Origin of the sequence: Streptomyces sp. AC555_RSS877 (genome assembly GCF_019049245.1) — a bacterium.
In the GTDB taxonomy this organism is placed as follows: domain Bacteria; phylum Actinomycetota; class Actinomycetes; order Streptomycetales; family Streptomycetaceae; genus Streptomyces.
Genome location: NZ_JAGMUK010000079.1, coordinates 12,748 through 38,194, shown reverse-complemented (window position 1 = coordinate 38,194; position 25,447 = coordinate 12,748). Strand labels below are relative to the sequence as shown.

Below are 25,447 nucleotides of genomic sequence, written 5' to 3'. Positions count from 1 at the left end.
TCAGCAGGTTCTCGATCCCGGCGGTGAACTCCGCTTTGATGTCCGCCGGCTGACGTGCGGCATCGCCGCTGAGAGCCGCGATGGTGCAGCCGTCGCCGCGCCCGTCGCGATGCTCCCGGGAGACGTAGCTCTCGACGAACTCGGCCGGGTCCAGGCCTTCCGCCCGTGCCGCGATCTGCGAGAGCCCGCTCGCGGACGCTTCGGCCATCAGGTCGGCCTTGGAGCGGAAGTGCTTGTAGAACCCGCCATGGGTGAACCCGGCGGCTGCCATCAGTTCCGCCACGCCGACACCGTCATAGCCGCGCTCGCGGAACAGCCTGGCGGCTGTCGCGACGATGTGCGCACGGTTCTGCTCCGCCTGCGCCTTGGTCACTCGCATGGCCGGCCCCCCTTCCACGGTCGACACTCGACGGTCGGCACGTCCTGGGCGTGTCCCCCACCCCCGAAGAACCACTTGAGTGGGGCCCGAGGTGGCGGCCAGCGGCCGGCTGGACGAGTGAAGGAGGGCGTGGGGCCCGATACGGGCGAGAGCGCAAGCAGGAGACGCGGCGGCGGATCATCGAGACGGCTGGGCGTCGGTTCAAGAGCGACGGGATCGACGGTTCGGGATCGCCGCGCTGATGGCCTGATGCCGGTCGCTCTTGTGGGGGCTGGACACGATTCGCCCCGCCCCCGGCGGCTGTCAGAACATCGTGTTGTCGTTGGCGGCGGTCTCGGGCACGGCCTGTTCGGAGCTCCAGTGCTCGACGATCCTGGCATCGCGGACCCTGAAGAGGTCGATGACCGACCGGCCACGCTCGCCCGGCGTGTCGACGTAGTGGCTGTGCACGGCGACCAGGTCGCCTTCGGCGATGACGCGTTTCGGTGTGACACTCGACTGCGGGAACTTGTCGAAGTAGCTGCCCAGGTCGGCCTTGAGGCCGGCCGCGCCGTCGGAGATGTTCGGGCTGTGTTCGTGGTAGTCGGCGCCGACGTAGGCGTCGATGGCGGTCAGGTCCTTGCGGACCAGCAGCTGGTCGACGAACGCGGTGACCAGTTCCTTGTGGTAGGCGGTGAACCAGCGCTGCCCGACCGCGTCGGTCCGCGGCTCGCTGAGCGTGGCGAACATGTCGTTGCCGCTGGCCGTGGTGGCGGGCACTTCCTGAATGACGTCCCAGTGCTCGGCGATCTTGCCGTCCTGGAAGCGGAACAGGTCGAACACGGCCAGACCCGGGGTGCCCGGCACCATGACGTAGCGGGAGTGCAGCAGCACCAGATCGCCGTCGGTGATGATCCGGCGGGGCTCGAAGGCGGCCTGCGGGAACTGCTGTCGCATGGCGCCGCTGAAGTTCTTGAGGGCGTCGGCTCCGTCGGGCGCCAGGGGGTTGTGCTGGATGTAGGAATCGGGCCGCACGACCCGATCGACGATGGCCGTGTCGCCGAGGACGAACACGTCATGCAGCAGTTGCTTGGCAAGTTGTGCCTTGCTGTCTCGGACAGTCAGCACGATCTTGCCGGTGGTGCGGCCGGTCTCGCCGAGCGTGTGCGCCTTCGCGGCCTCGGCGAGCGGGAAGGTGGCGTCGATGTGGGCGCGCAGTGCGCCGGTCTCGACGAGGGCGGCGATGGCCTGCATGCCGGCGTGGTCGGCCTCGACCAGCAGCGACTCGTAGCGGATCCCCCGCTCGGCGATCGCCGCCAGTTCGCCGGCGTCGACGGGTACCGGAAGGATCGAGACGAGGGTGCCGCCCGGGCGCAGCACGGCCACGGATCGGGCGCGGGCGGCGGAGTCACGGGAGATCGGGTCGAGGACCACGTCGATGTCGCTGAGCTCCTCGGTGAAGTCGACGCTGTGGTAGTCGATGACCTCGTCGGCACCGAGGGATCGCAGGAAGTCGTGTTTGGCGGCGCTGGCGGTGCCGATCACGTACGCGCCGCGGTCCTTGGCGATCTGCACGGCGAGGTGACCGACGCCGCCGGCCGCCGCGTGGATCAGGACTCGCTGCCCGGCCCGGACGCCGGCGGTGTCGACCAGTGCCTGGTAGGCGGTCAGCGCGGCCAGCGGCAGCGCACCCGCCTGGACGTGGTCGATGCCGGCGGGCTTGTGCGTGAAGACGCGGGCCGGCCCGGTCACGTACTCGGCGTGCGAGCCGACTCCGCCCGGGTAGGGCAGCATGCCGAAGACCTCGTCGCCGGGCTTGAACAGCGTGACGCCCACGCCGACGGCCTCGACGACGCCGGAGACGTCCCAGCCGAGCACCAGCGGCATCCGGGCGATGGTCGCGGACTGGGCACGGTTCCCCCAGTCGGTCGGGTTGACCCCGGCCGCGTTGACGGCGACCAGGATCTCGCTTACCCCTGGCGCCGGTTTGGGCAGCAGGGTCTCCTGCAGCACGTCGGGGGCGCCGTAGGTGTCCTGGCTGATGGCTCGCATGGTCTCGGTGTCCGTCATGGGCCCAGCCTGGCCGCCGTCACAGGCCCCTACAATGGCGTGATCGCCAATTTTCGACGGGATCCTGCCGTGATCAAGGTGCACCGCGTCGTTGTCCTCGCCTCGCACGGGGTGTACCCGTTCGACCTGGGCATTCCCCACCGCGTCTTCGGCGCCGCGGACGGCCGCTACGAGGTCGTGACCTGCACCATCGACGGTCACCCGGTGCGCACCAACGCGGACTTCTCCATCAGCGTCGATCATGGCCCGGAGGCGTTGCGCACCGCCGACACCGTCATCATCGCGCCGTTCCACACCGGCAACCCCCGCCGTCAGACGTCGGTCGACCTGGCGCAAGTCCTCGCGTACGTGGCCCCCGGCACCCGGATCGTGTCGACCTGCACCGGCGCCTTCGTGCTGGCCGCGGCGGGGCTGCTCGACGGGCACCGGGCCACCACGCACTGGCACGCCACGGGCCTCTTCCGGGAGTGGTACCCGCAGGTGGAACTCGACCCGAACGTCCTGTTCGTCGACGAAGGCGACGTGCTGACCTCGGCCGGTGCCGCTGCCGGCATCGATGTCTGCCTGCACCTTGTCCGCAAGGACCACGGCAGCGAGATCGCCAACCATGTGGCCCGCACCTGTGTCGTCCCCCCGTGGCGCGACGGAGGCCAGGCGCAGTACATCAAACACCCGGTCCCCGACGCAACGGCGAACGACACGTCCGCCGCCCGGCAGTGGGCGCTGCAGAACCTGCACAAGCCGCTGACGCTGAGCGACCTTGCAGAGCAGTCGAACATGAGCCAGCGCACCTTCGCCCGCCGCTTCAAAGAAGAAGTCGGCTTGAGCCCCGGACGCTGGCTCATCCAGCAACGCGTCGACCGGGCCCGGCAGTTGCTGGAATCCACCGACCTGCCGGTCGACGAGATCGCCGGCCAGGTCGGCTTCGCCGGCGGCACCTCGCTGCGCGAACACCTGCACGCCGCTATCGGCGTCACACCACTGGCCTACCGGCGCACCTTCCGAGGCCCACTGGCAACGAGCCGTGCCGCCGCGGCGGATGCCCGGCGGGACGGTCAAGTATGTCGCCCTGGATCGTAAAATTATGTACGTCATACCATCAGCTGTACCGGGGACCGCTATCGGTCGCGGGTATGACAGCAAACGCACCCGTGAGTCGAGCTGTGTCCTAACACGCTGATCCTCAACCCGGGCCGGCACCGACATCGCCACCCGCGCCAAGGGCATCGACAACGGCATCGCCGACGTCGCCACCGTGGCTCGATGGCCCTCGCCGACCCCGACCTGGTCGAGCGCATCCGCGCCGGCGCACCCCTGAGCACCCCCGACCCCGCCACCTTCTACGACGGCGGCACGGCCGGCTACACCGACTACCCGACCTACGCCGCCTGACCGGAACGCCTTGTGCCCGAGGAAGTCGCCTTCCTCGGGCGCTTCGGCGTACGTACGACCCAGTCGGGCACCGATGTACCGGCGATGACCGCGAGGTCGCGCCGCGCGGCTCCGATCCAGACTCGGCCCACCTCCCATGACCAGGGCATCCCCGGCGCCGTTTCCTCTTCGGGCCGTTTCCCTGGCCTCGGGCCTGTCTGCCAGACGCACCGGCATCCGCGCCGCCTCCAGTGCCGGCCCGGCACTCGACCGTCCGCACGGTGGACGGCAGCTCCATGCCGCCGAACCAGCAAACGGGACCACGAAATCGGCCCGGAAACACTCTCGGCATGACCCCGGCCGCGGCCTCCCGGCCCCTGTATGGCCCCTGGGTCTTGGGGACGACCCGCAGCGCAGTCGCCCGGACCGAGAGCGGCAACCTTAGACAACTACTCCGCCGCAGGTCAGAGGGGTTGGATCTCCCCGGAACGCTGCCGGACCTCAAACCTACGAGCAGCGGTCAGTCCGTTCAGGCAGAGTTGACGATCCAACACCCAAAATGAACGTTTCAGCAGGTCAGGGGCCTGTCGAAGTGGGGCGGGTGGGACTCGAACCCACGGCCGACGGATTATGAGTCCTTTGGGGATCTTGGCGGTCCTTGCTTTTCTACGCCGATCCACGTCCTTTCAGCAGGTCAGACTGGGTGAGCCATGTCGGTACTCCTCAGCCCTTGTCAGTCTGTTCCTATCCTTGCGTCCCCAACGCGTCCCCAACTCCGTCGCACAGCAAAAAAGGCACGGGGCTAACATGCGCCCACGCCAGCTCGGAGGGGGTCTCGAACCTGCCCGCAGCGGATTCCCCTTCCAACGCGCAAAAGCGCCGTCCCCCACCGGGGCAGACGCCAAGATCCATCGCGAATCTTGGCGGTTCACCCGACGCCGCGCCGTGTCACACCTGCGCGCGAAGAAGCACAAGCTCGGCCTCCCGCGAGGCGTCGTCTTCCTGTACGACGAACCGACCCGCGATCTCGTCGGGGCCTTCTACGACGGACACGTTGGGCCGCTCGACACCACGCTGACGGCCACTCTGAGGTCCTTGCGGCCCGCTTCGGATCTTCACCAGGTGGCTCGGGATCATTGCAGTCGCTCCGCAATGTGGTCGCCGACGCGTAGGGCGTTGGCGATGGCGGTCAGGGACGGATTGACCGCTCCGATGCTCGGGAAGAAGCTCGTGTCGACGACGTAGAGGTTGTCGAGGTCGTGGGCCTTGCAGTTGACGTCGAGGGCGGAGCTTTCGGGGTCACGACCGAAGCGGATTGTTCCCGCCTGGTAGGCGGTGGCGCCGATAGGCTGCGGCTGCACGCACCCCGAACGAGGTGAGGAGTGGGTGATCTTCCACGTCTTGCCGAGCACGGTGCCCTGTGCAGCGGAGGGGACGATGGTCTCTTCGCCCAGTGATTCGCCGAAGACGTAGAAGTTGACGGCTTGTTGGACGTAGGCGTAGCCGCCGCTGTAGGAGGCCGCGGTGCTCACGTGCCGAGTCCTTGCTCTGCAGCAGGTTCCCGTCCGCGTCGTAGCCCATGGTGGAGGTAGGAGTCGCGCACGGTCTTGACCTCGGAGGCCCCGTTGTAGGCGCCGTAGTAATACACCTACGAGCACACCGTGCCGGTCGACTCCCGGTACGACCGGTGCACCGCCACCACCTACGTCCCGGCCAACGCCGGCGCCAAGGCGTGACCAGCGCGCCGATCGTCGTACACCAGCCCTCCTGCACCGGTGGCAGGAGTTTCACCGCGCACTCGCCCGGCCACGACGAGATCCTCGGCACCGCTACAGCGACCACGACCTGGTGGTGCTCCTCGAAGCCGCGGACATCGACGATCCCGAGAGCGTGCCAGACAATCCGTGCCGGGTGGAGGAGCGCAGCGGCGGCCCACACAAGTGGAGCGCCCTCTGGGTGTGGGCCGGTCCGCTCCAACCCGCCGGCCGCGCACAGGGTGGTGACGTTGTGTGCGGGTTCACGACGGCCACGGCCGCGAAGGCGCCGTTTGATGTGGCGCCGCGTCAGTGGGTGGTGAGCATGCCCTCGCGGAGCTGGGCCAGGGTGCGTGACAGCAGCCGGGAGACGTGCATCTGGGAGACGCCGAGCCGTTCGCCGATCTGGGCCTGGGTCAGTTCCTCCACGAACCTCCAGTGCAGGATCTTGCGCGCGCGCTCGTCGAGGTCGGCGATCATCGGGGCGAGGGCGTGGAAGTCCTCCACCAGTTCCAGCGCGCCGTCGTCGTTGCCGATGAAGTCGGCCAGGGCGGTCTCGCCGTCCTCGCTGTTGCCGATGGCGGCGTCCAGGGAGGAGGAGTTGTAGCCGTTGGAGGCCAGTCGCGCCTCGATGACCTCCTTCTCGTCCAGGTTCATCAGCTGGGCGAGCTCCGCCACGGTGGGCGTGCGGCCCAGGCGGCTGCTCAGCTCCTCGGTCGCGCGCGCCAGCTGGACGCGAGCTTCCTGCAGACGGCGCGGAACGTGCACGGCCCACGTGGTGTCACGGAAGAACCGCTTGATCTCTCCCACGATGTAGGGGATCGAGAAGGAGGTGAACTCCACCTCGCGCGAGAGTTCGAACCGGTCGATGGCCTTGATCAGGCCGATCACGCCGACCTGGACGATGTCCTCCATCTCCTCCGGGTCCCGGCTGCGGAAGCGGGAGGCCGCGTAGCGGACCAGGGAGATGTTCATCTCGATCAGCGTGTTGCGCGCGTACTGGTACTCCGGCGTACCCTCCTCCAGCCCGGCGAGCTGCTGAAAGAACAGGCGCGTGAGCTCACGCGCGTCCTTCGGAGCAACCTTCGACGGGTCGCCCACCTCCGGCAGTGCAGCGCACTTTGCCTCCGACGTCACCGCTGCCGCATCCGTAACCATGTGTCCCTCCCCTGCCGGCCATGCCGACCCCGGCCCATTTCAACTCGCCGCTGCCGCGTCTACCCCTTTCCCTCGCCTTCATGCCCCCTCCTTCCGCGGGAGCGAGCAGGCCGGTAAGCACATTACGGCCCCGATCGCCCTCCAGGGGGTGTCGTTCGATCAGGCCGTTCTGCTGAACGCCGCAGGATGGGGTAGCAGGATTCCGGCAAGATTCCCCCGCACGAAAGTGATGCCTAGTCCTATGGCGCAGACACGAGACGTCGTTGAACTCATTCTCCAGGACCACCGGAAGATGGAGGATCTCTTTCGTCTGATGCGCAGCGTCGAAGCCGACCGGGCTGCCGCTCTTCGGGAATTCTCCGATCTGCTGATCGCGCACGCACTGACGGAAGAGGCGAAGGTCTATCCCGCCCTCAAGCGTTACAAGAAGATCGACGACGAAGAGGTGGAACACGGCGAGGAGGAGCACGAGGAGGGCAACAAGGCACTCCTGGAACTCCTGGAAGTCGACGAGGTCGGCTCCCAGGAGTGGGACGAGAAGCTGGAAGAACTCGTGCAGGCCGTCACCCACCACGCCGACGAGGAGGAGCGCACCATCCTCAACGGAGCGCGCGAGAACGTGGCCATGGAACGCCGCGAGGAGCTGGGCGAGGCGTTTGCGGAAGAGCGCGAACGTCAGATGAAGGCAGGCTGCGGTGGTGTCGACAACGTGCGCCGCATCGTCGGCTCCTGACTACAACCCGTTGCCACGCCCTCGGACTGCCGGGGCCGGGAAGAGGCCGGCCGTGACCTTGTGGGTCCCGCGCAGTTCCTTTTCGGGGACAGGGCGACGGCCGTAGGCAGATGTCGGCGTGGCTGGGTCCGGTGGTTTGGAGGCGCAGATTCCACTGCTCACCGGGCGCCAACTAGAGGGCCCGGTTCCCGGGAAGGTGGCAGTTACACCGTTCCTCCGGAGAGATGGCCTTATCAGGGACATGCCTGTGGGCCCCGGACTTATCCGGGGCCCACAGGCATGTTGTCGCTTGGCGGTTTACCAGCGATACCAGCGTCCCTTGCGGCCGCCTGTGTCTGCGGAGCGCATGACGAAGCCGAGCAGCCAGACGGCCAGCACGATGACGGCGATCCACCACAGTGCCTTGAGCGCGAAACCCGCGCCGAAGAGGACCAGGGCCAGCAGAAGAACGAGAAGCAGGGGAACCATAGTTATCAACCTCCGTCGCTCCTGATGCCCGGCGAATACAAGAACACGCGGTCGATTTCCCTGGTTTCTCCACTGCTCTTGCGGGCACTGAAACCAGTTTCTCCACGGCGTTCACCTCACCGCGGGCCGGTGGGCAGTTGTCCGTTCGGTTGCGGTTGCGCACAGTGGCCGCAGGCGACGCCGGTACGGGGCACGAGCGACCGCCTTCCGCTTGCGCGCGATCGACAGCCCGGGCAGGGCCGACAAGCACGGACCGGAGATCGTCATGGCCGTCGCTGAGAGCTACGAGCTCCTCGGAGTCAGCGGCAGCACCTCAGGGCCGTACGCCAAATCCAGCCCTCCTGGCCAAACACGGCTACACCAGTCCACCCTCGACAGCCAGGTTCCGCACGCCCGCTGCCGTCACCGCGTTCCCTGTCCCATCGCTGGAGCGTAAATCGGTGATCGGCTGCTCACACTGCCCGCACTGGCCTCGATATAGGGGAGGCTCGGGATTCTCGAATTACCCGCCTTCGAAGGCAACTCCTGTGCAAGGGGCGGGCTGACCGACGAACGGCGGGCCTTTCACGAGACACCGATCAGCTCGGCCGCCTTGCTCGTGGCCTCGTTCTTGACGGCGTTGCCGCCCAGGCTCACCTTCAGGCCCGCCTGCTCACCCTGGGCGACAACCCGGTCTGGACGGCGTGGGCCGCGCCGCTGACGTCGGCCTGGGCGACGTTGTAGGACACCTGGGCGTAGGCGATGGTGCCGGACCTGCTGACCAGGCCGCTGGTGAAGGGATCCGAGACGCCCGACACCTGCGGCGACCTCTCCAGCTTCGCCACCAGCGACTCGACCTCGGCCTCGTTGGCGGCGGAGGTGAGCTTCTGCCCGCTGGGCGCCTCGAACACCAGCGGTACCGGGCGACCATCCCGTACCGCGGAACCGAATCCGGCGGGGCCCGTTACTGAGCTTCCCCGCGCGATGTCGCCGACAGGACCGGGCTTGCGAGCTGGGGTGATTCCCGCCGCCCAGCGGTGCCCTGCGGTGATCACTATAAATGGGGTGAACGCGGCGGGCTGATCGGACATGCTGGCTCGGTGCAGCATGATGAGGAACAGCCGTTGTCCGGCGGGAACGTCAGCACTGGTGTCGTCCGGGTCGGAGATACCGTCCGCCGCCCGAGCGGACCGTGGACCCCCACTGTGCACGCCTTGCTGACCCACCTGTACGAAGTGGGGTTCCGGGCGGCGCCCCGCCCGCTGGGCATCGACGACCAGGGGCGCGAAGTCCTGACCTTCGTGCCGGGAAACGTGGTCTGGCCCGACCGGTTCTCCCTGCTGGACGCCGAGCGGCACCTGGCCGACGTGGCGCGAGTGATCCGGGACTTCCACGAGGCCGTGCAGGGCTTCACGCCACCGCCCGACGCGCACTGGCAGGTGCTGATCCCCGCCGAGGGCAGCGACATCATCGCCCATCAGGACCTGGCACCGTGGAACCTCGTGGCCGGCGACGAGGGGCAGTGGGCTTTCATCGACTGGGACACCGCCGGCCCCGGCTCCCGCCTGTGGGACGTCGCGTACGCCATGCACGGGTTCATTCCGCTGTCCGCGCATCCCGACTGGCAACGCCCCGACGCCGCAGCCCGGCTGCGGGTCTTCGCCGACGCCTACGGCCTCGACGAGGCCGAACGCCGTCACACGGTCCCTCTGCTGGGGCGCCGAACGCGATCCATGCACGACTTCCTGCGCGACCAGGCCGCCCGGGGCGTCCAGCCCTGGGCGACACTGTGGGCCGAAGGCCACGGAAACGCCTGGCGCAGCGACGCCGAGTACATCGAGCAGCGCGAGGACCAGTGGATGCATGCCCTGCTCGACGACTGATTACGGTCTCGGCTTACGGCCCGTACGAGTGATCTCTCGCCTGGTGCCGCTGGGCGAACGGAGCTGACCCAGCTCGCAGGCGGTTCTCGGTTGACGACATCACGCGCGGAAGCTCAGTAGTACCGCAGTACTACGCCCTGTCCTCCTCGCAGCCCGCCGGTCGGCGACCGCCCTGGCCGACCGGGAGACTTCCCGGACCCCGAGCCGAACCGGCCGACATCATCGGACCAGGCCTCGGCGCCCATGCCCCCGAGGAACAGCGATCTCCAGGAAGCCATGGGCTGCGCGGGGCGACGGCGACGGCGACGGCCCACTCGAGCAGCACATCGAACTGACCGGGTCGTTTTCTGTTCGGGCAGTTTCCGCCCAACGCGCACCAGGCCCTCGCGCCCCGGTGCGAGTCCCTCGGAGTCGCGGCCGAACCCGGTCAGCAGTCCAACACGGAAGCTCCCCCAGGCGGCCGGTAGATGGCCCGCGGACGGTGGTCAGCAGACACCACCGAAACCCCGCGTCCCCAACGTGTCCCCAGGATCACGAAATGAAGCCGAAGAGACGCTGCCAGCTCGTCGGCACAAGCCCTGATCATCAGCATTTCCGCAGTTCAGCGCGACGACTGCTCGGCGAGGGAGTAAGAGTCTCGCCCCGCTCCGAAGTCGCGAGCAGCGGATTCAGTCCGTTCAGGCAAAGTTGACGGTCCAGCACCCAAAAATGAACGTTTGAGCAGGTCACAGACCTGCGCAGGTGGGGCGGGTGGGACTCGAACCCACGGCCGACGGATTATGAGTCCGCTGCTCTAACCGGCTGAGCTACCGCCCCATAGCGGCGTGTCGCGTACACGTGTGCGCGCCGTCTGCCGCAGCATAGCCGCTCATACGATCTCCTGCTTCGGATGGTCGACTTCGCCTGCCCTGGAGGACTGCGGCGCGCTGAGCCCGGTTCCCGCGGACATGAAAAAGGACCCCTACGGGGCCCTCGTTCACCTTGCTCTCCCGACTGGACTCGAACCAGTAACCTGCCGGTTAACAGCCGGCTGCTCTGCCAATTGAGCTACGGAAGATCGAAGCTCCCCCGACTGGACTCGAACCAGTAACCTGCCGGTTAACAGCCGGCTGCTCTGCCAATTGAGCTACGGAGGATTGCCTCGTTGCATCGAACGTTGCTCCCTGGGTATTCGCCAGGGGGCGGGCGGTCGCTGCGACACATACATTAGCGCAAGCAGGGGGGTGCTCCGCCAATCGGTTCCCCTCTGGCATCGATGCCGCGCCGGAGACCAACACGAGGGAAGGGTGGCTGTCATGCGCTACCGGCTCACGTTCGTCGTCGGACTCGCTCTGGGTTACGTGCTGGGCACGAAGGCCGGACGCGAGCGCTACGAGCAGTTGAAGAAGTCCGCCCGCCAGGTCGCGCAGAACCCTGCCGTCCGCAACACCGCGGAGACGGCGGCGCAGCAGGGCCGCCAGTACGCGGGCAAGGCGTACCACGTGGTGAGCGAGAAGGTGGGTGACCGGGTGCCCGACTCGGTGACCCAGCGGGTGCGGTCACTGCGCGATCACCACACGAACGGGGCCGCCGGGGACGACTGGGGTACCAGCAATACCTAGTGGTCCGGGGCGTACCGGGGGCCCTTCGACGAGCAGGGGCCCCCGAGCCGACACGTTCACCCCCTGCGGTACGGCAGAATTTTGGCCATGGGGATAGTCGCCGGGTTGGACAGTTCGCCCGAATTCACTCGTATCGTCGTCTGCGACACGGACACGGGAGCCGTGCTGAGGCAGGGCTATGCGCCGCATCCGGTGGAGAACGCCGACGGCGGGGCGCGGCCTTCCGACGTCGATCCGCAGGCCTGGCTGCTGTCCCTCGGGGAGGCCGCCGGCGGCGGGCTGCTGGAGGGCGTGCAGGCCATCGGCGTGTCCGCGCAGCAGAACGCGGTGGTGCCGCTGGACTCCCAGGGCAACACCGTGCGGCCGGCGATGGTCGGCGGGGACAGGCGGGCGCAGGTCGCGGCGGCCGATCTGGTCGACGCGCTCGGCGGGCGTGAGGCGTGGGCGCAGGCCGTGGGCTGTGTGCCGCAGGCCGCGCAGCCGGTGGCCAAGCTGCGCTGGCTCGCCAAGACCGAACCCGAGGCCGCCCAGCGCACGGCCGTCCTGCTGCAGGCCCACGACTGGCTGGTGTGGCAGCTGCTCGGGCGGCCGGTGCGACGGACCACCGATCGCGGTGGGGCTTCCGGGACCGGCTACTGGTCTGCCGCCACCGGCGCCTACCGGGCCGATCTGGTCGAGCTGGCGCTCGGACACCAGGTCATGCTGCCCGAGGTGATCGGGCCCTCCGACGCGGCCGGTACGACTCCGGAGGGGCTGCTGATCTCCGCCGGCACCGGCGAGACGATGTCCGCCGCCTTCGGGCTGGGGCTCGGTCTGGGTGATGCGGTGGTGTCGCTCGGGGCCTCCGGTTCGGTGATGGCCGTGCACCCCGAGGCGCTCGTCGACCAGAGCGGGATGATCACGTCTTTGGCGGACGCCACCGGCATGCACCTGCCGGTCGTCACCACGCTGAACGCCGTACGGACCCTGCGCGGGGCCGCCGAGATGCTGGGGCTCGCCGATCTGGAGAGCCTGTCCGAGCTGGCGATGAAATCGACGCCGGGGGCGCACGGGCTGGTGCTGCTGCCCTATCTGGAGGGTGAGCGGACGCCGAGTCTGCCGCACACCGCCGGGACGCTGGCGGGCCTCAGGCGTGAGTCGATGAAGCCGGAGCATCTGGCGCGGGCCGCGTTCGAGGGCATGCTGTGCGGGCTCGCGGACGCGCTCGACGTGATGCGTGGCCGGGGTGTGGAGGTGCGGCGCGTCTTCCTGCTGGGGGCGGCGGCCGAGCTGCCCGCCGTGCAGGCCGCGGCGCCCGCGCTGTTCGGCGCGCAGGTCGTCGTACCGCAGCCGGCGGACTACGCGGCGATCGGCGCGGCCCGGCAGGCCGCCTGGGCGCTCGGTGTGTCGCAGGGGAACCTCGACCCGCGCAACCCGCCGGCCTGGCAGGGGGCGGCGGCCCAGGTGCTGGAGCCCGGCGAGGAGCTGGCGGTGGGGCAGGCCGTACGGCAGCAGTTCGTGTCGGTGCGGGAGCAGACGCATCCGGGGGCGTTCCGGTCCTAGCTGAACGTAAGACTCCGGTATGAGCCGGGCCCGGAAGACCGTAGGAAGCACTGCTGTCGGCTTAATCGGTTGAGGTAACACGGGTGGAGTGTCCGACGATAGGGGCCAGGGGCAACCAAACCCCGCCCCCACCGCCGACTCCGAGAGACCCAGCGTGCTCATACGACTTCTGCGGACCTATCTCAGGCCCTACAAGAGACCCATCACCCTTCTGGTGCTGCTGCAGTTCCTGCAGACCTGCGCCACCCTCTACCTGCCCACGCTCAACGCGGACATCATCGACAGCGGCGTCGTGAAGGGCGACACCGGCTACATCCTCTCGTTCGGCGCCCTGATGATCGGCATCTCGCTCGTGCAGGTCGTGTGCAACGTGGGCGCGGTGTACTACGGCGCGAAGACCGCGTCGGCGCTCGGCCGGGACCTTCGGGCCGCCGTCTTCGACCGGGTGCAGTCCTTCTCGGCGCGCGAGGTCGGCCAGTTCGGCGCGCCCTCGCTGATCACCCGGACCACCAATGACGTCCAGCAGGTCCAGATGCTGGCCCTGATGACGTTCACGCTGATGGTGTCGGCGCCGATCATGTGTGTGGGCGGCATCGTGCTGGCGCTGGGTCTCGACGTGCCGCTGTCCGGGGTGCTGGTCGCGGTCGTGCCGGTGATGGGCATCTGCGTGACGCTGATCGTGCGCGCCCTGCGCCCGCTGTTCCGGTCCATGCAGGTGAAGCTGGACACGGTGAACCGGGTGCTGCGCGAGCAGATCACCGGCAACCGCGTGATCCGCGCCTTCGTGCGGGACGAGTACGAGGAGCAGCGGTTCAGGAAGGCCAACGCCGATCTGACCGACACCGCCCTGGGCGCCGGCAACCTGCTCGCGCTGATGTTCCCCATGGTCATGACGGTGGTGAACCTGTCGTCGATCGCGGTGGTCTGGTTCGGCGCGCACCGCATCGACGGCGGGGAGATGCAGATCGGTGATCTGACCGCGTTCCTCGCCTATCTGATGCAGATCGTGATGTCCGTGATGATGGCCACCTTCATGTTCATGATGGTGCCGCGCGCCGAGGTGTGCGCCGAGCGCATCGAGGAGGTCCTGGACACCTCTTCGAGCGTGGTCCCGCCGACGGCCCCGGTGCTCGAGCTGCGCCGGCACGGTCATCTGGAGATCCGCCGGGCGGGCTTCCGCTACCCGGGGGCCGAGGAGCCGGTGCTGAAGTCGATCGACCTGGTGGCCCGGCCCGGTGAGACGACCGCCGTGATCGGTTCGACCGGCAGCGGCAAGTCGACGCTGCTCGGGCTGGTGCCGCGGCTGTTCGACGCGACCGACGGCGAGGTCCTCGTCGACGGTGTCGACGTGGCGGCCATCGACCCGGTGCTGCTGGCGAAGACCGTCGGCATGGTGCCGCAGCGGCCGTACCTGTTCGCGGGCACGGTCGCCACCAATCTGCGCTACGGCAATCCCGACGCGAGTGACGAGGAGCTGTGGCACGCGCTGGAGGTGGCGCAGGCCAAGAGCTTCGTGGAGGGGCTGGAGGGCGGGCTCGACGCGCCGATCGCGCAGGGCGGCACGAACGTGTCGGGCGGTCAGCGGCAGCGGCTCGCGATCGCCCGCACCCTGGTGCAGCGTCCGGAGATCTACCTCTTCGACGACTCCTTCTCCGCGCTCGACTACGCGACCGACGCCGCCCTGCGCGCGGCGCTGGCCGACGAGACCGCCGAGGCGACCGTCGTGATCGTCGCCCAGCGGGTGTCGACCATCCGGGACGCCGACCGGATCGTCGTCCTCGACGAGGGCCGGGTCGTCGGCACCGGCAGGCACCACGCGCTGATGGCGGACAACGAGACCTACCGGGAGATAGTGCTCTCCCAGCTCACGGAAGCGGAGGCTGCCTGATGGCCGGGCCTGCGGGACGGATGATGGCCGGGACCGGTCCCGACCACCGTTCGATGGACTTCAAGGGATCGGGCAGACGGCTCCTCACCCACTTCAGGCCCGAGCGGCTGACCATCTACGCGCTGCTGTTCTGCGTGACGGTGAGCGTCGCGCTGTCGGTCGTGGGGCCGAAGATCCTCGGCCAGGCGACCGACCTGGTCTTCGCGGGGATCGTCGGGCGGCAGATGCCGGCCGGTCAGACCAAGGCGGAGGCCCTCGAGGCCATGCGCGAGCGGGGCGAGGGCTCCGTCGCCGACATGCTCCGCAGCACCGACTTCACCCCGGGCAAGGGCATCGACTTCGGTGCCGTCGGGGAGGTGCTGCTGCTCGCGCTCGCCGTGTTCGTGGTGGCCGGCGCGCTGATGCTGGTGGCCACCCGGCTGGTGAACCGGGCGGTCAACCGGACCATGTACCGGATGCGCGAGGACGTGCAGACGAAGCTGTCGCGGCTGCCGCTGTCGTACTTCGACAAGCGCCAGCGCGGCGAGGTGCTGTCCCGGGCCACCAACGACATCGACAACATCGGGCAGACCCTGCAGCAGTCGATGGGCCAGCTGATCAACTCGGTGCTCACCATCATCGGCGTGCTCGTGATGATGTTCTGGGTGTCCTGGCTGCTGGCGCTGGTCGCACTCGTCACCGTGCCGCTGTCGTTCGTCGTCGCCACGCGGGTCGGCAAGCGGTCGCAGCCGCACTTCGTGCAGCAGTGGCGCTCCACCGGCAAGCTGAACGCGCACGTCGAGGAGATGTACACCGGGCACAACCTGGTCAAGGTGTTCGGCCGTCAGGAGGACTCGGCGAAGCAGTTCGCCGAGCAGAACGACGCCCTGTACGAGGCCGGGTTCAAGGCGCAGTTCAACAGCGGGGTCATGCAGCCGCTGATGATGTTCGTGTCGAACCTGAACTATGTGCTGGTCGCGGTCGTCGGTGGGCTGCGGGTCGCCTCCGGCGCGCTGTCAATCGGTGACGTGCAGGCCTTCATCCAGTACTCGCGGCAGTTCTCGATGCCGCTGACCCAGGTCGCTTCGATGGCGAACCTGGTGCAGTCGGGCGTGGCCTCGGCCGAGCGGATCTTCGAGCTCCTGGACGCCGAGGAGCAGGAGGCGGACCCGGTGGCGGGTGTGAAGCCGGAGGAGCTGCGCGGGCGCGTGGCGCTGGAGCACGTGTCGTTCCGGTACGACCCGGAGAGGCCGCTGATCGAGGATCTCTCCCTGACGGTGGATCCGGGCCACACGGTCGCGATCGTCGGCCCCACGGGAGCCGGCAAGACCACCCTGGTCAACCTCCTCATGCGGTTCTACGAGGTGTCCGGCGGGCGGATCACCCTCGACGGCGTCGACATCGCCCGGATGTCCCGGGACGACCTGCGCGCCGGGATCGGCATGGTGCTGCAGGACACCTGGCTGTTCGGCGGGACGATCGCCGAGAACATCGCGTACGGCGCCGCGCGCGAGGTCACACGCGGGGAGATCGAGGAGGCGGCCCGTGCCGCCCACGCGGACCGGTTCGTGCGGACTCTGCCCGACGGGTACGACACCGTGATCGACGACGAGGGCAGCGGGGTCAGCGCGGGTGAGAAGCAGCTCATCACCATCGCGCGGGCGTTTCTGTCGGACCCGGTGATCCTGGTCCTCGACGAGGCGACGAGCTCCGTGGACACGCGCACCGAGGTGCTGATCCAGAAGGCGATGGCCAAGCTCGCGCACGGGCGTACGTCGTTCGTCATCGCGCACCGGCTGTCGACGATCCGGGACGCGGACACGATCCTGGTGATGGAGAACGGGTCGATCGTCGAACAGGGGTCGCACGGCGACCTGCTGGCGGCCGACGGGGCGTATGCGCGGCTGTACAAGGCGCAGTTCGCGCAGGCGGTGGCCGAGGTGGACTGACGTTTCCTCGCCCCGCCGCCCCTTCCCGTTCCCGTCCTTCTGGGGCTCCGCCCCAGACCCCGCTCCTCAAACGCCGGAGGGGCTGAAAAATCAGCCCGTCCGGGGAAGGGGCGGCGGGGGCGAGAAACGGCTGTCTCAGTCCAGGTAGCCCCTCAGTTGGTCCGCGAAGGCGTGGTCGCGGAGTTTGTTGAGGGTCTTCGACTCGATCTGGCGGATCCTCTCCCGGGTCACGCCGAAGATCCGGCCTATCTCCTCCAGCGTGCGCGGGCGGCCGTCGGCCAGTCCGTAGCGGAGTTGGACGACCTTCCGCTCCCGCTCCCCCAGCGTCGACAGGACCGCCTCCAGGTGCTCCCTGAGCAGCAGGAACGCCGCCGACTCCACCGGGCTGGCGGCGTCGCCGTCCTCGATCAGGTCGCCGAGGGCCACCTCGTCCTCCTCCCCCACGGGGGCGTGCAGGGAGACGGGTTCCTGGGCCAGGCGCAGCACCTCGCTGACGCGTTCCGGCGCCAGGTCCAGGTGGTCGGCGACCTCTTCCGGGGTCGGTTCGTAGCCACGTTCCTGGAGCATGCGGCGCTGGACGCGGACGACCCGGTTGATCAACTCGACGACGTGGACGGGGACTCGGATCGTGCGGGCCTGGTCGGCGAGGGCGCGGGACATGGCCTGGCGGATCCACCAGGTGGCGTACGTCGAGAACTTGTAGCCGCGGGCGTAGTCGAACTTCTCGACGGCGCGGATCAGGCCGAGGTTTCCCTCCTGGACCAGGTCGAGCATGGTCAGTCCGCGGCCGACGTACCGCTTGGCTACGGAGACCACGAGCCGCAGGTTCGCCTCGATCAGACGACGCTTGGCCATGCGGCCCATCACGACCAGCTTGTCCAGGTCGAGGGCCAACTCGCTGTCCAGGTCGGGGGTGTTGCTGAGCTTCTCCTCGGCGAACAGGCCGGCCTCGACCCGGCGGGCGAGTTCGACCTCCTCGGCCGCGGTGAGCAGCGGGATGCGGCCGATCTCCCGCAGGTACTGGCGGAACAGGTCCGAGGAGGGGGCGCCCGTGTCGGCGCGGCCCCGGCGCGGCTCGGGAACCTCGACGGGGTCGTTGACCTCGACGGGTTCGGGGGCCTCGGCGCTCTCCAACGCGTCGGCCGGCGGGGCCTCGGGGTCCGCCTCGGGGTGGTGCACGGCACGGTTCTGCGGCGGAACCGCGAGGAGGACCTCGGTCTCCGCGTCCGGTTCCGTGCCGTCCGTACCGATCTCGGTCTGGGTGAGGGTCTGGGTCTGCACGGGGGCGACCTCCAGGATGATCGCTGCTGAGGTGTGCGGCAGCGCTACTTCGGGAGCGGAGTCGGCGGCCTCGCCGCTGTCCGTCCCGTACGCGATGAGCGGAACCGCGGGGGTGTGGGACCCGTTGGGGACGGATCGGCCGCGCTCCGAGGACTCAGGCACCGGAACCCAGTGTGGAGTACGACACATCGCCGCCACGAGGGGCGTGCGGGGACTTTTTGCGTCCGGTCCGTGACCGGGTGGTTACGGGTGACGCTCGCCGTCCGGCCTCAGAGTGCCGCGGGGCCCTGTTCCTGGAGTGCTCTGTCGTACCGCGTGAGGATCATCATCTCGTTCTGGATGGCGGCGACCTGGGCCGGGTCCCCGTGCTGGCCGAGCCGGGTCAGGGCGCTCTGGAGATCGGGGATGCGGCGGGCCACGGCCCTGCGGCGTACGGTCACGAGCTGTTCGCCCGCGTAGTTCTCGTCGACCGTCTTGCGCATGATCGCCTCGACCGCGAGTTCCGTGACCATCGCGCGGACGGTGTCGTCCGGGGCCGCGTCACGGACCCGGACCAGGTACTCCTGCGGGTCCTGGGTGCCGAACTCGACGCCGCCCGCCTCCATGACGGCTTGGCGGACGGCCGCGTAGGGCGGGGCGGTGAACTCGTCGATGCCGTACGCGTCGAAGGCCGGGGAGACCAGGTCGGGGCGCTGGAGTGCGAGTTTGAGGAGCTCGCGCTCGGTGGCGTAGACGGGGTTGCGGAGGTTGAGTGCGGGGCCGGACACGGCGGGCCGGGACGGGGCGTCGTACTGCTGGCCGCGGACGCGCTGCGGTGCCGGGCCCTGGCCGCCGCGGTCGCGGGCCCAACGGGCCAGCTGGGCGACCCGCTTGACGACGAACTGGGTGTCGAGGATGCCGAGCATGCCGGCGAGCTGCACGGCGACCTCGTGCTGGGCGCCGCTGTTCTTGATGCGGGCCACGATGGGGGCGGCCTCGTCCAGCGCCGCCGCGCGGCCGGCCGGGGTGTCCAGGTCGTAGCGGACGACGATCTGGCGCAGCGCGAACTCGAAGAGCGGGGTGCGGGGTTCGACCAGGTCGGCGACCGCCTCGTCGCCCTTGGCCAGGCGCAGGTCGCAGGGGTCCATGTTGTCCGGGGCGATCGCGATGTACGTCTCGGCGGCGAACTTCTGGTCGTCCTCGAAGGCCCGCAGGGCCGCCTTCTGGCCGGCCGCGTCGCCGTCGAAGGTGAAGATCACGCGGGCCGAGCCGTTGTCCATGAGGAGGCGGCGGAGGATCTTGATGTGGTCGGTGCCGAAGGCCGTGCCGCAGGTGGCGATGGCCGTGGTGACGCCGGCGAGGTGGCAGGCCATGACGTCCGTGTAGCCCTCGACGACCACGGCGCGGCTGCTCTTGGCGATGTCCTTCTTCGCCAGGTCGATGCCGTACAGGACTTGGGACTTGCGGTAGATCGCCGTGTCGGGCGTGTTGAGGTATTTGGGGCCGTTGTCCGCCTCGTACAGCTTTCGCGCGCCGAAGCCGACGACCTCGCCGCCGATGTCGCGGATGGGCCACATCAGACGGCCGCGGAAGCGGTCGATGGGGCCGCGGCGGCCCTCCTGGGAGAGGCCGGAGAGCAGGAGCTCCTTGTCGCTGAAGCCCTTGCCGCGGAGGTAGCGGGTGAGGTGGTCCCAGCCCTGGGGGCTGTAGCCGACGGAGAAGTGCTCGGCGGCGGTCTGGTCGAAGCCGCGCTCGGCGAGGAACTTGCGGCCGGTGTCGGCCTCGGAGCTGGTGGCCAGCTGTTCCGTGTACCACTGGGCGGCGACTTTGTGGGCCTCGACCAGGCGGATGCGTTCGCCGCGCTGGTGGGAGGGGTTGTACCCGCCCTCCTCGTAGCGCAGGGTGATGCCGGCCTGGGCGGCGAGGCGCTCGACCGCCTCGGAGAAGGAGAGGTGGTCGACCTTCATCACGAACGTGATGGTGTCGCCGCCCTCCTGGCAGCCGAAGCAGTGGAAGAGTCCCTTGCTCGGGCTGACCTGGAAGGACGGCGACTTCTCGTCGTGGAAGGGGCACAGCCCCTTGAGGTTTCCCCCGCCGGCGTTGCGCAGCTGGAGGTACTCGGACACCACGGCGTCGATCGGGACCGCGTCCCGTACCGCCTTCACGTCCTCGTCGTTGATCCGTCCTGCCACGCGTGAATTCTACGGTGGTGGTGTGACAGTCGATCGCACTCGTCGGGTCACGAGGCCAGGCTGTCCAGCGGAACGTGCGGGTTCGCCAGTGCCTCGGTGTCCACCGGGGCCTTGTTGCGGATCAGCTGCTGGATGGGCTCTGTGACGTCCCACACGTTCACGTTCATCCCCGCCAGCACCCGGTTCTCCTTCACCCAGAACGCGATGAACTCACGCTTTCCCGCGTCCCCCCGGATCACCACTTCGTCGTACGTCCCCGGGGGCGCCCAGCCGCTGTACTCCATCCCCATGTCGTACTGGTCGGAGAAGAAGTAGGGCACACGGTCGTAGGTGAGGTCGCGGCCGAGCATCGCGCGGGCCGCCGCCGGGCCGCCGTTGAGTGCGTTGGCCCAGTGCTCGACGCGCAGCCGGGTGTCGAAGAGGGCGTGGTGGAAGGAGGCCACGTCACCGGCCGCGTAGATGTCGGGGTCGGAGGTGCGCAGCCGTTCGTCGACCATGACGCCGCCGCCGTGCGCGCGCTCGGCGATCTCCAGGCCCGCCGCCTCCGCGAGGGCGATCCGCGGGGCCGCGCCCACCGCCGCGAGGACGTCGTGCGCGGGGTGCTCCTCGCCGTCGTCGGTGCGGGCCGCGAGGACCACGCCGTCCTGGCCGACGATCTCGGTCAGCCGGGCGCCGAAGTGGAAGCGGACGCCGTGCTCGCGGTGCAGCTCGGCGAACAGGTTGCCGAGCTCCGGGCCGAGGGCGCCGTACAGCGGGGTCGGCTCCGGCTCGACGACGGTGACCTCGGCGCCGTACTCGCGGGCCGCCGCCGCGACCTCCAGGCCGATCCAGCCGGCGCCGGCGATCACGATGTGGCCGTTGTCCCGGCCGAGGGCGGCCAGGACGCCCTTGAGGCGTTCGGCGTGGGAGAGGCGGCGCAGGTGGTGGACGCCTGCGAGGTCCGTGCCCGGGATGTCCAGGCGGCGGGGCTCGGCGCCGGTGGCCAGGAGCAGTTTGTCGTAGCGGACGACGGTGCCGTCCTCGCCGAAGCGGACCGTCTTCGCGGTCCGGTCGACGGCGTCGACGGTCTGGCCGAGGTGCAGCTCGATGTCGTTGCGCGCGTACCAGGCCGGTTCGTGGACGAAGACGCTGTCGCGCTCCTCCTTGCCGAGGAGGTAGCCCTTGGAGAGGGGCGGGCGCTCGTACGGGTGGTCGCGTTCGTCGCAGATCAGTATCACGCGGCCGGTGAAGCCCTCCGCTCGGAGCGTCTCGGCCGCCTTCGCGCCGGCGAGACCGCCTCCGACGATGACGAATGTCTGATCCGCGTCGACCACTTGATGCCTCCTCGTAAGGGTGTCGCCACATGCGAGCGTCCCGCACGCAGCGTGATGCGGGAAGAGGGAGTGGCCCGTTCAGGCCACGGAGTGTCACGTTCGGGCTGGTTTCACGTCACTCGTGTCTCATCCCGTCTCAGCCCTCTCACAGGTGTCCTGTCAGTCGTTCGTGCAGTGACCGGGCCGCGACGTCGGTGAGGGCCGCGATCTGGTCGACGATCACCCGTTTGCGGGCGCGGTCGTCGGACGCGCGGTCGAACAGCGCGCGGAACTGGGGGTCCAGGCCGTCCGGCGCGCGCACGGTGAGCGCCTCGGCCAGCTCCGCGACCACGATCCGCTGGTCGGCCCGCAGCCGCTCCTGTTCGGCGCGCTGCATGACGTACCGGTCGGCGACCGCCTTGAGGACCGCGCACTCCAGGCGCGTCTCGTGGGGTACGACCAGTTCGGCGGTGTAGCGGGTGAGCCGCCCGGTGCCGTACGCCGCGCGTGTGGCGGCCTCGGCGGCGAGACAGAAGCGGCCGATGAGCTGGCTGGTGGCGTCCTTCAGGCGGGCCTGGGAGACGGCCGAGCCGTCGTAGCCGTGCGGCCACCACTCCTGGTCCTGAAGGCGGTCGAGGGCCTCGGCGAGCTCGGCGGGGTCGGTGTCCTCGGGGACGTACCGGCCGATGGCGACCGCGAAGACCGCCTCGCGTTCCGGCTCGGCGTGCAGGCAGTTGGGATCGATGTGACCGGCGTGCAGGCCGTCCTCGACGTCGTGGACCGAGTACGCCACGTCGTCGGACCAGTCCATGACCTGGGCCTCGAAGGTGGTGCGGGTGCCGGGGGCGTCCTTGCGGACCCAGTCGAAGACGGGGCGGTCGTCGTCGTAGACGCCGAACTTCGGGGACTTCGGGTCGGTGGGGTGGGCGCCTCGGGGCCACGGGTACTTGGTGGCGGCGTCGAGGGCGGCACGGGTGAGGTTCAGGCCGACGGAGCCTTCGGCGGTGAAGCGCTTGGGCTCGATGCGGGTCAGGAGCCTCAGCGACTGGGCGTTGCCCTCGAAACCGCCGCAGTCGTCGGCGAATTCGTTGAGGGCCACTTCGCCGTTGTGGCCGAACGGGGGGTGGCCGAGGTCGTGGGAGAGGCAGGCCGCCTCCACCAGGTCGGGGTCGCACCCGAGGGCCGCGCCGAGCTCTCGGCCCACCTGGGCGCACTCCAGGGAGTGGGTGAGGCGGGTGCGGGGGCTGGCGTCCCATGCCTGGTTCCGGGTGCCGGGCGTCACCACCTGGGTTTTGCCGGCGAGTCTTCTCAGGGCGGAGGAATGCAGGACGCGGGCGCGGTCGCGTTGGAAGGCGGTGCGGCCTGGGCGTTTGTCCGGTTCGGTGGCCCAGCGGTCGACTGACGTCGGGTCGTAGCCGGGGGGCAGGATGTGGTTCTTGTGTGCGGGGTCGGTGCCTTCCATGTCTCGACAGTAAGCGCAGGTAGTGACAATCGGGGTGTGCCTACGCGTCTGCCGGGACCTGTTGTGTGGCGGGTGCGGGTGCGGGGTGGCTGGTCGCGCAGTTCCCCGCGCCCCCGGGTGGGTGATCCCGTCCGGCGTATTCAGGCGGAGGCCCAAATTCCGGTGCCCAGCGGGTGCGGGTGCGGGGTGGCTGGTCGCGCAGTTCCCCGCGCCCCCGGGTGGGCATGCCCGTCCGGTGTATTCAGGCGGAGGCCCAGTTCCGGTGCCCAGCGGGCGCGGGTGCGGGGTGGCTGGTCGCGCAGTTCCCCGCGCCCCCGGGTGGGTGATCCCGTCCGGCGTATTCAGGCGGAGGCCCAATTCCGGTGCCCAGCGGGCGCGGGTGCGGGGTGGCTGGTCGCGCAGTTCCCCGCGCCCCCGGGTGGGCATGCCCGTCCAGCGTTTTCAGGCGGAGGCCCAAATTCCGGCGCCCAGCGGGCGCGGGTGCGGGGTGGCTGGTCGCACAGTTCCCCGCGCCCCCGGGTGGGTGATCCCGTCCAGCGTATTCAGGCGGAGGCCCAAATTCCGGTGCCCCTTGGTGGGCATGCCCGTCCGGTGTTTTCAGGCGGAGGCCAGTTGCGGTGCCGGCGTCGTTGCCGTTGCCAGGGACTGGTCGTAGCGGTGCAGGACCAGGCGGGCCATGGCCGGGTGGGTGCCGAGGGGGGCCGCGGCTATCCAGGGGGCGGCTTCCGCGCACTGGGTGGCGAAGAGGCCCGGGGCCGTGAAGTAGGAGGCCACCGCCACTCGGTCGCGGCCTCGGGCCGTGAGGGCGCGGATCGCCGTGTCGACCGTCGGGGTGGCGGCGGAGGCGTAGGCGGGGACCACCGGTACGCCCAGGCGCTGCGACAGGAGGTGGGCCGTGCGGCCCGTGTCGACGGCCGCCTCCGGGTCGCGGGAGCCGGCCGCGGCGAGGACGACCGCGCTGGTGCGGCGGGTGGTCTCGTCCATGCCGGTGGGCCAGCCGGCCTCGACCAGGCGGGCGTGCAGGGTCTCCACGAGGAGGGGGTGGGGGCCGAGCGGGCCGGCCACGAGGGTGCGTGCCCGGGCGGCGGCCGCCATCTCGGGGATGTCGCGCTTGACGTGGTAGCCGCGGCTGAGGAGCAGCGGTACGAGGACGGCGTCGCCCGTGCCGAGGGAGGCGAGGGTGTCGGGGAGCAGGGGCTCGTTCAGCTCGATGTGACCGAGGTGCACGGGCAGACCGGGGCGCAGCTCGCGGACCTGCTCGACGAGCGTGTGGACCGTCCTCAGCGTGCGCGGATCGCGGCTGCCGTGGGCGACCAGGACGAGCGCCGGCGGCTCGGGGCGCCGGCGGCCGTCGAGCGAGACGAGGCTGAGCTGGGTGGCGAGCTGGCTGCTGATCCGGTTCATGATGTGCGCCGTACTGTCGAGGTCGGCCCCCGGGAGCGGCTGGGCTCCGACGGGGCGGGTCGTGGTCTTCTCACCAGGAACGTTCGACTTGCTCGTCTTGCTCGTCGCCGTCATGAACCGATGGTGGCCGCAGGAGGTTGCCGCCCCGTTGCGCGGGAATGACGGGTGTTTTCGGGGGGTTCACGGTGGGGTGCAGGGGGTCTGTGAGGTGTGGTGACCTGCGGGTTCGCGGGACGAAGTGAAGCTGGTCACGTGGGCCGCGGCGAACCGGGGGGCCTTACAGGACGTCTGAGACTGTCGAAGGCCGACCGGGAGGGACCCGTCCGATGCGACTGGCGAAGCCGCTCAGACAGCTGCGCAGACCCCGCCTGCCGCGCACCCGTGCCGGGCAGCGGCGGCTGGTGCAGGCCGTGATGGCCGGGTGTGTGCTGGCGCTGCTTCCGGCGACCTGGATGTACGCCGTGACGGGCGACCGGCTGCGGACGGCGGCGGACGTGCCGCGCACCGAGGTCGCCGTCGTCTTCGGCGCCGGCCTGTGGGCCGGGGAGCCGTCGCCGTATCTGGCCCACCGGCTGGACGCGGCGGCGAAGCTGTACCGCGAGAACCGGATCGAGGTCGTCCTGGTCACCGGTGACAACAGTCGTGTGGACTACGACGAGCCGGACGCGATGCGCACGTATCTGACGGAGCACGGGGTGCCCGACGGGCGGATCGTCAGTGACTACGCCGGCTTCGACACCTGGGACTCCTGCGTCCGCGCGAAGAAGATCTTCGGTGTCGACCGGGCCGTGCTGATCAGCCAGGGCTTCCACATCCGGCGGGCGGTCGCACTGTGCCAGGCCGCGGGGGTCACCTCGTACGGTGTCGGGGTCGACGCGGTCCACGACGTGACCTGGTACTACGGAGGCGCCCGGGAGATCTTCGCGGCGGGGAAGGCGGCCCTGGACGCCGCGTTCCGGCCCGATCCGCGGTTCCTCGGGCCGCGGGAGCCGGGGGTCACCGAGGCGCTCGCCAGGGCCTGTCCGGCGGATCACGCCGCAGACGCGGGGCCCGGCACGCCGATCTGCGGCGTGCCGGGCCCCGCTCACCTGCGTCGATGAGGCG

At 69.6% G+C, this 25,447-nt stretch carries 17 protein-coding genes, 3 tRNA genes and 4 pseudogenes; 9 read left to right on the top strand and 15 right to left on the bottom strand.

The window, feature by feature from the left end; genetic code table 11:
- Positions 1–208: 208 nt before the first annotated feature.
- The 3 pseudogenes from KUM49_RS48820 to KUM49_RS31930 form a co-directional block, all read right to left on the bottom strand.
- Positions 209–379 (bottom strand): annotated as a pseudogene (locus KUM49_RS48820) (TetR family transcriptional regulator); the annotation flags it as partial.
- 303 nt (positions 380–682) lie between these two features.
- Positions 683–1,441: pseudogene (locus KUM49_RS48810) on the bottom strand (nuclear transport factor 2 family protein); the annotation flags it as partial.
- Positions 1,442–1,474: 33 nt separating this feature from the next.
- Positions 1,475–2,410: pseudogene (locus KUM49_RS31930) on the bottom strand (NADP-dependent oxidoreductase); the annotation flags it as partial.
- An 87-nt stretch (positions 2,411–2,497) separates the two neighbouring features.
- Here KUM49_RS31930 and KUM49_RS31925 point away from each other — a divergent pair.
- Positions 2,498–3,508, top strand: a complete 1,011-nt coding sequence (locus KUM49_RS31925; protein WP_217240451.1) for a GlxA family transcriptional regulator — start codon at positions 2,498–2,500, stop codon at positions 3,506–3,508.
- 183 nt (positions 3,509–3,691) lie between these two features.
- Positions 3,692–3,820 carry a hypothetical protein gene (locus tag KUM49_RS50830; RefSeq protein WP_329901699.1) on the top strand — a complete coding sequence of 43 codons (129 nt, stop codon included), beginning with the start codon at positions 3,692–3,694 and terminating at the stop codon, positions 3,818–3,820.
- A gap of 1,112 nt (positions 3,821–4,932) precedes the next feature.
- Here the strand turns inward: KUM49_RS50830 and KUM49_RS31915 are convergent.
- Positions 4,933–5,148: pseudogene (locus tag KUM49_RS31915) on the bottom strand (GMC oxidoreductase); the annotation flags it as partial.
- A gap of 714 nt (positions 5,149–5,862) precedes the next feature.
- A complete protein-coding gene (locus tag KUM49_RS31910) occupies positions 5,863–6,711 on the bottom strand; it encodes an RNA polymerase sigma factor SigF (protein ID WP_217240450.1) in 849 nt (282 codons plus the stop codon).
- 241 nt (positions 6,712–6,952) lie between these two features.
- Between KUM49_RS31910 and KUM49_RS31905 the strand changes: the two genes are divergently transcribed.
- Positions 6,953–7,444 (top strand): hemerythrin domain-containing protein, encoded by a 492-nt coding sequence (locus KUM49_RS31905; protein ID WP_217240449.1) that lies wholly within the window; start codon positions 6,953–6,955, stop codon positions 7,442–7,444.
- A 297-nt stretch (positions 7,445–7,741) separates the two neighbouring features.
- Here the strand turns inward: KUM49_RS31905 and KUM49_RS31900 are convergent, their stop codons facing one another.
- Together KUM49_RS31900 and KUM49_RS48805 are read right to left on the bottom strand one after the other, a co-directional pair.
- Positions 7,742–7,912: a hypothetical protein gene (locus tag KUM49_RS31900; protein WP_057577173.1), complete on the bottom strand. Its 171-nt coding sequence runs from the start codon at positions 7,910–7,912 to the stop codon at positions 7,742–7,744.
- A 638-nt stretch (positions 7,913–8,550) separates the two neighbouring features.
- Positions 8,551–8,982, bottom strand: a complete 432-nt coding sequence (locus KUM49_RS48805; RefSeq protein WP_254402102.1) for an MMPL family transporter — start codon at positions 8,980–8,982, stop codon at positions 8,551–8,553.
- Between the two features lie 33 nt (positions 8,983–9,015).
- Here KUM49_RS48805 and KUM49_RS31890 point away from each other — a divergent pair, with 33 nt between their 5' ends.
- Positions 9,016–9,774, top strand: coding sequence for a phosphotransferase enzyme family protein (locus KUM49_RS31890; RefSeq protein ID WP_217240671.1), 759 nt, complete (start codon positions 9,016–9,018; stop codon positions 9,772–9,774).
- Between the two features lie 742 nt (positions 9,775–10,516).
- Here the strand turns inward: KUM49_RS31890 and KUM49_RS31885 are convergent.
- The 3 genes from KUM49_RS31885 to KUM49_RS31875 all read right to left on the bottom strand — a co-directional run bounded on the left by KUM49_RS31885 (position 10,517) and on the right by KUM49_RS31875 (position 10,910).
- A tRNA-Ile gene (locus tag KUM49_RS31885) sits at positions 10,517–10,590 on the bottom strand.
- Positions 10,591–10,758: 168 nt separating this feature from the next.
- A tRNA-Asn gene (locus KUM49_RS31880) sits at positions 10,759–10,831 on the bottom strand.
- 6 nt (positions 10,832–10,837) lie between these two features.
- A tRNA-Asn gene (locus KUM49_RS31875) sits at positions 10,838–10,910 on the bottom strand.
- Between the two features lie 159 nt (positions 10,911–11,069).
- Here KUM49_RS31875 and KUM49_RS31870 point away from each other — a divergent pair.
- The 4 genes from KUM49_RS31870 (at position 11,070) to KUM49_RS31855 (ending at position 16,733) form a co-directional block, all read left to right on the top strand.
- Positions 11,070–11,375 carry a YtxH domain-containing protein gene (locus KUM49_RS31870; RefSeq protein ID WP_217240448.1) on the top strand — a complete coding sequence of 102 codons (306 nt, stop codon included), beginning with the start codon at positions 11,070–11,072 and terminating at the stop codon, positions 11,373–11,375.
- Positions 11,376–11,462: 87 nt separating this feature from the next.
- Positions 11,463–12,917 carry an FGGY family carbohydrate kinase gene (locus tag KUM49_RS31865; RefSeq protein ID WP_217240447.1) on the top strand — a complete coding sequence of 485 codons (1,455 nt, stop codon included), beginning with the start codon at positions 11,463–11,465 and terminating at the stop codon, positions 12,915–12,917.
- 154 nt (positions 12,918–13,071) lie between these two features.
- Positions 13,072–14,805: an ABC transporter ATP-binding protein gene (locus KUM49_RS31860; RefSeq protein ID WP_217240446.1), complete on the top strand. Its 1,734-nt coding sequence runs from the start codon at positions 13,072–13,074 to the stop codon at positions 14,803–14,805.
- The gene (locus tag KUM49_RS31855) at positions 14,805–16,733 is read left to right on the top strand and encodes an ABC transporter ATP-binding protein (RefSeq protein ID WP_217240445.1); all 1,929 of its coding nucleotides are present in this window, start codon (positions 14,805–14,807) and stop codon (positions 16,731–16,733) included. Before KUM49_RS31860 ends, KUM49_RS31855 begins: the two co-directional genes overlap by 1 nt.
- Positions 16,734–16,868: 135 nt before the next feature.
- Here KUM49_RS31855 and KUM49_RS31850 read toward each other — a convergent pair whose 3' ends face one another.
- The 5 genes from KUM49_RS31850 to KUM49_RS31830 form a co-directional block, all read right to left on the bottom strand.
- On the bottom strand, positions 16,869–18,176 hold the full coding sequence (locus tag KUM49_RS31850; RefSeq protein WP_217240444.1) for an RNA polymerase sigma factor: 1,308 nt from the start codon (positions 18,174–18,176) through the stop codon (positions 16,869–16,871).
- A 107-nt stretch (positions 18,177–18,283) separates the two neighbouring features.
- Positions 18,284–20,185 (bottom strand): DNA primase, encoded by a 1,902-nt coding sequence (gene dnaG / locus KUM49_RS31845; protein WP_217240443.1) that lies wholly within the window; start codon positions 20,183–20,185, stop codon positions 18,284–18,286.
- A 47-nt stretch (positions 20,186–20,232) separates the two neighbouring features.
- Positions 20,233–21,498 (bottom strand): FAD-dependent oxidoreductase, encoded by a 1,266-nt coding sequence (locus tag KUM49_RS31840; RefSeq protein ID WP_217240442.1) that lies wholly within the window; start codon positions 21,496–21,498, stop codon positions 20,233–20,235.
- Between the two features lie 145 nt (positions 21,499–21,643).
- A complete protein-coding gene (locus tag KUM49_RS31835; RefSeq protein WP_217240441.1) occupies positions 21,644–22,939 on the bottom strand; it encodes a deoxyguanosinetriphosphate triphosphohydrolase in 1,296 nt (431 codons plus the stop codon).
- A 597-nt stretch (positions 22,940–23,536) separates the two neighbouring features.
- Positions 23,537–24,457, bottom strand: coding sequence for a sirohydrochlorin chelatase (locus KUM49_RS31830; RefSeq protein WP_217240440.1), 921 nt, complete (start codon positions 24,455–24,457; stop codon positions 23,537–23,539).
- 212 nt (positions 24,458–24,669) lie between these two features.
- On the opposite strand from KUM49_RS31830, the gene KUM49_RS31825 reads away from it, so the two are divergent.
- On the top strand, positions 24,670–25,443 hold the full coding sequence (locus tag KUM49_RS31825) for a vancomycin high temperature exclusion protein (protein WP_254402100.1): 774 nt from the start codon (positions 24,670–24,672) through the stop codon (positions 25,441–25,443).
- The last annotated feature ends 4 nt before the right edge of the window (positions 25,444–25,447 follow it).

What these genes read in the sequence shown, in the direction of transcription:
- KUM49_RS50830 (WP_329901699.1), top strand. Translation starts at nt 3,692, where the DNA reads ATGGCCCTCGCCGACCCCGACCTGGTCGAGCGCATCCGCGCCGGCGCA.
- KUM49_RS31910 (WP_217240450.1), bottom strand. Translation starts at nt 6,711, where the DNA reads ATGGTTACGGATGCGGCAGCGGTGACGTCGGAGGCAAAGTGCGCTGCA.
- KUM49_RS31905 (WP_217240449.1), top strand. Translation starts at nt 6,953, where the DNA reads ATGGCGCAGACACGAGACGTCGTTGAACTCATTCTCCAGGACCACCGG.
- KUM49_RS31900 (WP_057577173.1), bottom strand. Translation starts at nt 7,912, where the DNA reads ATGGTTCCCCTGCTTCTCGTTCTTCTGCTGGCCCTGGTCCTCTTCGGC.
- KUM49_RS48805 (WP_254402102.1), bottom strand. Translation starts at nt 8,982, where the DNA reads ATGTCCGATCAGCCCGCCGCGTTCACCCCATTTATAGTGATCACCGCA.
- KUM49_RS31870 (WP_217240448.1), top strand. Translation starts at nt 11,070, where the DNA reads ATGCGCTACCGGCTCACGTTCGTCGTCGGACTCGCTCTGGGTTACGTG.
- KUM49_RS31865 (WP_217240447.1), top strand. Translation starts at nt 11,463, where the DNA reads ATGGGGATAGTCGCCGGGTTGGACAGTTCGCCCGAATTCACTCGTATC.
- KUM49_RS31855 (WP_217240445.1), top strand. Translation starts at nt 14,805, where the DNA reads ATGGCCGGGCCTGCGGGACGGATGATGGCCGGGACCGGTCCCGACCAC.
- KUM49_RS31835 (WP_217240441.1), bottom strand. Translation starts at nt 22,939, where the DNA reads ATGGAAGGCACCGACCCCGCACACAAGAACCACATCCTGCCCCCCGGC.
- KUM49_RS31830 (WP_217240440.1), bottom strand. Translation starts at nt 24,457, where the DNA reads ATGACGGCGACGAGCAAGACGAGCAAGTCGAACGTTCCTGGTGAGAAG.
- KUM49_RS31825 (WP_254402100.1), top strand. Translation starts at nt 24,670, where the DNA reads ATGCGACTGGCGAAGCCGCTCAGACAGCTGCGCAGACCCCGCCTGCCG.